Annotated in this window: 5 protein-coding genes and 2 pseudogenes; all 7 read right to left on the reverse strand. The window is 29.3% G+C overall.

The window, feature by feature from the left end; all coding sequences use genetic code 11:
- The coding region (locus tag NSA58_RS13870; RefSeq protein ID WP_257560585.1) for an MATE family efflux transporter at nucleotides 1–673 on the reverse strand (673 nt) is incomplete at its 3' end.
- Between the two features lie 8 nt (nucleotides 674–681).
- Nucleotides 682–1,416, reverse strand: a complete 735-nt coding sequence (locus NSA58_RS13875) for an ABC transporter ATP-binding protein (protein ID WP_257560587.1) — start codon at nucleotides 1,414–1,416, stop codon at nucleotides 682–684.
- Nucleotides 1,417–1,418: 2 nt separating this feature from the next.
- A pseudogene (locus NSA58_RS13880) lies at nucleotides 1,419–2,264 on the reverse strand (FecCD family ABC transporter permease).
- Between the two features lie 95 nt (nucleotides 2,265–2,359).
- A pseudogene (locus NSA58_RS13885) lies at nucleotides 2,360–3,370 on the reverse strand (FecCD family ABC transporter permease).
- A 210-nt stretch (nucleotides 3,371–3,580) separates the two neighbouring features.
- Nucleotides 3,581–4,222 (reverse strand): ABC transporter substrate-binding protein, encoded by a 642-nt coding sequence (locus tag NSA58_RS13890; protein WP_330652578.1) that lies wholly within the window; start codon nucleotides 4,220–4,222, stop codon nucleotides 3,581–3,583.
- Nucleotides 4,223–4,357: a hypothetical protein gene (locus NSA58_RS20760; protein ID WP_330652577.1), complete on the reverse strand. Its 135-nt coding sequence runs from the start codon at nucleotides 4,355–4,357 to the stop codon at nucleotides 4,223–4,225.
- Nucleotides 4,358–4,562: 205 nt separating this feature from the next.
- Nucleotides 4,563–6,425, reverse strand: a 1,863-nt coding sequence (locus NSA58_RS13895; RefSeq protein ID WP_257560586.1) for a sensor histidine kinase, incomplete at its 5' end; no start/stop codon positions are given.

The raw sequence follows: 6,425 nt of genomic DNA on the forward strand, positions 1-6,425 counted from the left end.
ATTTTAAGTTTGATTTCCCTAAGGTAAAATAATATGTTGACCAAATAAATATAAATAATTGACAAATCACCGTACCTAAAGTAGCTCCTTTTATTCTCATATCAAATCCAAAAATAAATATTGGATCTAATATTAAATTAAGAATACATGAAGTTATCATCATTCTTGCAGCCAGCTTTGGATTACCTTCTTTTCTTATACAGCTATTAAGTGCAAATCCAGGTAAATTAAACCATGCTCCAGCAAATATTATACTCATATAATCTCTTGCATATTTTATGGTCTGATCACTTGCACCAAAAGCATAAAGTATTTTATCCAAGAAAAATATTCCTACTAAAACCATGATAATTCCCACAACCAATTCTAAAGCAACAGTACTACCCATTACTTTTTCTGCTTCTTCTTTATTTCCTTCTCCTAATTTAATAGATACATTAGTAATTCCACCTACTGCTATGGCAACACAAAATGCTCCCAATATGGTGAACAGTGGCATTGTAATTCCAAGCCCTGATATAGCTAAAGCTCCTACATTTTTCATAGATCCTATAAATGCTCTATCTACAGTGTTGTATAATGAAGTAACCATCATAGCAAGTATTGCAGATACTGAGTATCTTACCAATAGTTTACTTATACTTCCATTTCTTAATGCTTCTTGATTTTCCATTTAATCTCCTATTCTAGCATATCATAAGTTATACATACAGTTTTTTTACATCTAGGATCTTCCACTATCTCCGCATCTATGTTGAATAGTTCTTTAAGGTTTTCCTTAGTCATAACTTCATGCTCACTTCCCCCACAAGCTATCTTTCCTTTTTTGATTCCTATCATATGATGTGCAAATCTTGCTGCATTATTTAATTCATGTATAACCATGACAATTGTTGTCTTATGTTTTTCATTCAATTCTTGTAATAAATTTAATACTTCCAGCTGATGAGCTAAATCTAAATAAGTTGTTGGCTCATCTAACACTAATATATCTGTCTGTTGAGCTAGAGCCATAGCTATCCAAGCTCTTTGCCTTCGGCCTCCAGATAAAGCTTCTATTGGTCTATCTCTAAACTCTTTTATTCCTGTAACTTCTAACGCCCAAGTTACTATGTCTTCGTCATCTTCTTTAAATTTTCTAAAACCTTTCTGATATGGAAATCTCCCGTAAGCTATTAGTTCTTCAACTGTAAGTCCCTTTGGTGCTTGTGGACTTTGAGGCAATACAGCCATAGTTTTAACTAAATCCTTCGAACCTTGTTCCTTTATATTTTTTTCATTTATAAATATATCACCACTTTTAGGTGTTAGTATTCTTGCAATAGTTTTTAAAATACTATACTTACCACAACCATTGACACCTATAATTGTTGTTATTTTGCCATTTGGTATTTCTAAGTTTAAGTCCTTTACTATATCTAAATTTCCATAGGTGCTATTATATTTCTACTTATGGTATCCCCAACTAATAAAATTAGAGTACCTATAAAAGCTGCAGTAGGAATTAATTTATTGTGTTTAGGTCCTACTAATTTTCTTGCTATATGAGAAGCAACAAGTCCTAAAAATCCTATACTTCCTGATACAGAAGTTGCTACCCCTGATAACACAACTGCATATATTATTAATTTTCGTCTTTCTTTCTCTACTTCTATACCAAGTCCTGTAGCAACTTCATCACCTAAGTTTAAAGCATCTAAATATCTAGACTTATAAACTGTAAGAGCCATAAATATAAATGGTAAAATTGCTATTACATACTTCTAATTAGAACCCCATATACTTCCAGAAGTCCAGGCCATGACTCTGTTAAATTCTTACGTTGTAAATTTAAGTTGGAAAATTGTGAGTAATGAAGTAAAAGCTATACTAACTCCTATACCTATTAATAATAATCTAGATGGATTAATACCCTTATTCCAGGCCAATATATAAACTAAAAATGCTGCAAATAAGGCTCCAGTTAAGGCTACTATAGGCATTGTGAAAATAGTTAAATTACATACACCGTCATATACATTTCCATTCATAAAGTAAATATAGATTACTACAAAAAGCGCTGAACCTGAGTTTATTCCCAGTATACCTGAGTCCGCTAAATCATTTTTAGTAATACCTTGTAAAATTGTTCCTGCTGTAGCTAATGCCGTTCCAACTAATATAGCTATCACAATTCTAGGTAATCTTAATTTGAAAATAGCAATCTCATGGGCCTTAGACCCTTCCCTATAAAAGTTTTTATCACATCTAAAGGCTATATTAATAAAGAACCCATATTTAAACTAACTAGGAAAGTTATTAATATTAAAGTGATTAATATTCCTGTAACTAATAAAAATTTCTTATTCTTCATAACTTATTAACCTTCCTTTCTGACAAGATAAATAAATATTGGAACTCCAAATAGTGCTGTTAAAGATCCCATTGGTGTCTCATAAGGCTGGTTAATCATTCTAGCCATAATATCACTATATACTAATAAAACAGAACCAAATACCATGGATAATGGTATTATATATTTGTAATCTGCTCCTATGACTCCTCTGACTATTTGAGGTACTATAAGTCCTACAAATACTATATTTCCAGCTACTGAAACTGATACTCCAGTAAGTGCTATTACTATTATTAAGGAAATAAATCTTACTAAGTTTGTTCTTTGCCCTAAACCTATAGCAACTTCTTCACCTAAACTTAAAATTGTTATTTTAGGTGCCATTATCATAGCTGCTACTAAACCTATTCCACCTATTATTAAAAGTAGATTAACTCCTTGCCATTTAGTAGATGTTAATCCTCCAGCTATCCAAAAACTTAATTCTTGCGACAAATTAAAATACATTGAAATCCCCATTGCTAAAGAAATTAATAAAGTTCCCATGGCAGTTCCAGCTAACGCTAATTTTACTGGATCTACTTTTCTAATACCTCTTGAACTTATAAAGTAAACAAATAATCCACTTATACTCGCTCCTAAAAAAGCAAATATCATACGCGAAAAGCTTCCAAGAACTAAGTTTGGATTAATTCTTCATAAAACTAAAGCTAGTGCTATCATAAATGTAGCCCCTTGGGTAATCCCCATTACTGATGGTTCAGTTATTGGGTTTCTAGTTATACCTTGCATTATTGCTCCCGATACGGATAAAAAACCTCCTACCAATGCAGCCGCTAGAACCCTTGGTATTCTCACATCCCGAATTATTTTTATATTTACATCATTTCCATCGGAAAAAATACTACTGATTATAGTTTGTAAATCTATATTTTTAGCACCAAGAGATATAGATACTGCTATTCCACCTATTAGAAGTACAAGTCCTAATATCATAACTAAAAGTGCTATTTTTTTCTTTTTATATTTGCCCATTACTTCTCCTCCTTTATAAAATTCGCTTCGCTCATAACGCCAATGATATGCCTTTGCTATGCTTCAGGCAAATCCATTGCTTAAAATTCTACTTCGCTCATTGCACTAATAATGCAATCTTGACTCAAATTAAAGTAGGTGAGGAAATTAAATTTTCTCCCCACCTACTTTAAACAGCGTCCTTAACAGACTCTAATATTAATTCTCTTCCTATTGGATTGTAAGCTTGAGAGAAGTATGGTCAGCATCTATTTCTGATAAACCTTCCATAGTAACAGTTGGTAGAGTTATACTATCTTGCTTTGGCATATTAGTTAGTTGTGGTAATTTCATATCTTCTTTTAAAACTGTTCCTATTCCACCTTCACTAAATACCATAAATGATCCTGAACTAGCTAAAACTGTTAAGTAAGTAGTATCTTCACCATTAGCTTCTTTTATTTCCTTACCTAATTTTTCAGCTTTTTCATAGTAAGCATTTAACCAATTTTTTACTTCATATTCTTGTCCAAATAACTTAGCAACATCTGTTAACTTAGCTTCCCAATCATTTGACTTATCTTCTAGCATTACTGTTGGATCTATTTCTTTTAGCTCATCATATATTTCCTCTTGTCTTGGCGCCATTATTATTAAATCTGGTTCAGCTGCAAGTATTGCTTCTATATCCATAGTTTCCATCATTGAGTGACCAACAACTTTTGTATTACCTAATGAATCCTTCATATATGATGGTACATTTTCTGTATCATAAGAATCTACGTTTGCTGTCCCTACTACAGTATGACCTAGTAATAATAACTCTTCACTACTTCCTGATATATCTACTATTCTTTTTGAATCAGCAGGTATTTATACTTCTCCTTTTATTGTCTCAACTACTCTTGTATCTGTATATTGTTGCTCTACTTCATTAGATGAACAACCTATTAATCCGAATGTTGTAAGTGCTAATGTTAACACTGATAATTCTTTAATCTTTTTCACGTCAATTTCTCCTTATCGTCTTCCGTATTAATTCTTATTAATCATTACAAATAATAATCATTATCATATTGTGAATTTATTATATCATTTATTTTTCTCAAAAAACATTATATTCGTTGTTATTACTTAGTTTCACGAGTTTTTCATAGATTTAAGAACAATATAGTTTCCATGCATATAAAAAATCCCCTATTTGGGGATTTTATTATACTAATATTTCATATATATCTGATAGTTCCAATTCAGTATTATAATTATTTATATCATATATTTTATAGTTAATATATCCATCATATCTATTTGGAAGTATTATTTTAAAAGTACTCCCTTCACCAACTTCACTTTCAACGCTAATGTATCCACCATGAAGGTCAATTATTGATTTTACTATACTTAAACCAATTCCACTACCTTCATTTTCTCTAGTCAATGACTTATCTGCTTGAACAAATCTTTCAAATATAGCAGCTTTATCACTTTTAGATATGCCTATTCCTTCATCTTTTATATTTATTTCTGCAAAATCATCATTAACATATATATTTACGTAAATATTTTTATTTTCTGGAGTAAATTTTATTGCATTTGAAAGTAAATTTAGCAATACTCTTTCCATCATAGATGGATCGCACTTTGTTATAAACTCTTCTTCATTTGTATCAAACTGTATATTTATTGACTTTAAATGAGCATAATTTACAACAGATAAAGTTACATCTTCTACTATAGAAATTAGATTATAATAATCGAACTTACCTTTTAATATTCCCGTTTCAATTTTTGATATATCAACAACATTATTAATTAGTCTTAACATTCTTTTACAATTTACATGTAAAGTTCTTTTATATTTTGCATATACTTCTCTGAAGTCTTTCTCTGATTTTAATAGTGAAATATCTAAAAGCTGTATAGTGGAATAAAAAATATTAATTGGTGTCCTAAGTTCATGAGAAATATTAGACATAAATTCAGTTTTTTCTTTATTATATACCTTCATTTTCTCTAATTCTAATTCTTTATTTATTACCTGTGATATATCCAAATAAGTTACAGCATACTCTTTTTTATCACCTAAAGTTTCTATAACTTGAAGAGAGCAATCAATGGACATATTTCCATCTAAATTTTTAATTATCCCTCTCCATACTCCTTTAGTATTTAAGCTTTCCATAATTTCATTCTTATTATCTATACGACTCCTTGACAATGAAAAATATAACTTTAATCTTTTCGCATCCTCTGGTGAATATATTTCATAATATTCCATAAACTTCTTATTCCCGTATAGTATATCTCCATCTTCATTACAAATACACATAAAACTATGTTTATTATTATCTGCTAGATTATAAAAGAGACTTAAATTGTCATTTAGTATTTTAGTTCTATTTATATATAAATATAACTCGATAAAAGAACCTGCAATAACTATTAAAAATATTGTATATGTAATAGACACTGATGTTAACTTTACATAAAATGATGTGGTATTAACTGCATGTACAGCATAAATTGCTTTAATAGCTAACATAAAAATACTAGAAGCCAATACTACAAATATATATTCTTTTTCTTTTATACCTAAAATAAATAGTCTTATAGCTGATATGAGATAAATTGCCATTAAAAAATAGTTATATATTATAAAAAAGTCTGTACTGTGGAAAGATTGAAAAAAATTAATATTTTTTTCTACCACATCAAATACTATAGTGTATAAAATTACAAATAATATTGATATTTTCTTATTCTTTACAATGAGTGTCTGTATTTTACTTTTAGGAATTATTGCTATTATTAATAAAATCATCCTAAAGATAGATGCAGATACAGTAATATAACTAAATAAAGTATATTCTTCATAATAAAAACTAAGAAAATCTATCTGTCCAAATGCTATTCCTACAGATAATCCTAAATACATTAAAGCAATAATAAAAATGCTATCTTTTTTTAATCTATTATAAGAAATTAAACAACTGCCAAAAGCTAATAAAGATAGTATAGAGCTAAAACTTCTTATAAAAAATAAAGTCGACTCTAAGTAGGATTTTTCCGCTCCTAT

The sequence above is a fragment of the Terrisporobacter muris genome (genome assembly GCF_024621905.1).
GTDB lineage: Bacteria > Bacillota > Clostridia > Peptostreptococcales > Peptostreptococcaceae > Terrisporobacter > Terrisporobacter muris.